Origin of the sequence: Streptomyces sp. NRRL F-2664, from assembly GCF_000719345.1 — a bacterium.
GTDB lineage: Bacteria > Actinomycetota > Actinomycetes > Streptomycetales > Streptomycetaceae > Streptomyces.
The window spans coordinates 1-1,409 of the sequence record NZ_JOFX01000235.1 but is presented as its reverse complement, the minus strand read 5'-3'; the positions used below and the strand labels follow the sequence as shown (position 1 = coordinate 1,409).

At 72.2% G+C, this 1,409-nt stretch carries 1 protein-coding gene; it reads left to right on the top strand.

Annotated elements, in window-relative coordinates; all coding sequences use genetic code 11:
• Nucleotides 1–1,104: 1,104 nt before the first annotated feature.
• On the top strand, nucleotides 1,105–1,409 hold a 305-nt coding region (locus tag IF89_RS39340), incomplete at its 3' end, for a hypothetical protein (protein ID WP_043194867.1).

The window sequence follows — 1,409 nt, the reverse complement described above, 5'->3', positions numbered from 1 at the left end:
CGACGAGGCCGGGACTGTGGCCGGTTGCCCGGGGGCTCCCCTCCGGCCGCGTCATTAACCTTTCAGCACATCATCCCTCGGGGTGGAGGCGAGGGGGCCCGGGCTGGCGCTGGCTGTCGTACCGGACCTGCGCGATGTCCGGCCACGGTGGAGGAGCTCGAGCAGTTCAAAACCGACGTGTTGGCGGGGCTGGTCCTGGCGCGGCCTCGGCGGGGCTGGCGGGACGGCATGACCCGCGGGGATGTCGGCCGCCTGGAGCAGATGCGTCCTGGTTCGGCCGCCGCTGTGGGAGATGGAGCCGCCCGACGCCGACGCGTACTTCGGGAAGGTGTTGCGGGCATCGCCGAGCGGCACCCAGCTGGGGCTCGGGCTCTGACCGCGCACTCCCTGTTCCTGGAGCTGCGCCACAAGGCCGCCCTGGCCGCCGGCAGGGGCCCTGGTGCAGGCCTTGACGCCCTGAGCCTCGATCACGCAGTCCGTCGGCTCTGCGTCCCGGCGTTCAGCAGCCCAGGGACGGGCGGTCGCTGAGGGGCATGGCCTGGCCGACACGTCCGCGATCGACAGTGCGGCGCCGGCCGCGTGTGTGGGGAACTCGCGCCGGTCCACTTGTCCCTCAAGACCGCGAGGGCACGTCAGCACGATCAGCAGATGTTCTGCGATCTCTGAATCGGTATCGAGTCGCTCCGCCTCAGTGAGTCTCTGAACTTGCAATGACCCTAACAATTCAAGACATCTCGGCTGCAGTGGGTGGTGCCGGCCTGCGGAGGGGCAGCGCCGCTGCGCCCTTCGGTGGTGTCCCGCTGAAGGCAGGCATCGCCGCGTAGCGGCGGGTGCCGCCGAGCGGCGCACCGCGGCGGCGGGGCCTGCCCCTTCGCGGTGGCATGCGCCCCCGCCCCCGGGGCCCTGTCCTCCGGTTCCTGCTGCTCCCGCACTGCGGCCTGGCATGTCCCGCTGCCGGGCCCGTATTCCAAGATGCCCGGGGGCCGGGGTCTGGCTGTTCGGAGGAGAGACGCCAGCCCCCGCTTCCTGTTCTCCTGGACGGAACTGCCCGCTCTGCCTGCCTCCCCGGGAATTCCTGTGCCTTCCTCCTCGTCCTCTGCTGCTGTGCGCCGTGTCCGCCGCAGCGGCGTCGCCGGCCTCCTCGCCCTGGCCGCGGCCGGCACCGTTGCGGGGGAGAGCGCGGGTGAGGTCTTTGCCGCTCCCGGCTCCCGCTCGGCAGCCGCAGCTGCGGCGTCAGCGGTGCCGGGTGCCTCCGGCACCGTGTCGGGTGTGTTCGCGCCGGGTGAGGAGGCGGGGGGTGCGGTGGATGCGCGGACCGGCCGCTACTCCTTGGAGGTGCCGCTGCTGGCGACGGCGGGGCGTGGGGAGGCGGGGTTTGCGCTGGCTCTGTCGTATGACCAGGAGTTGTC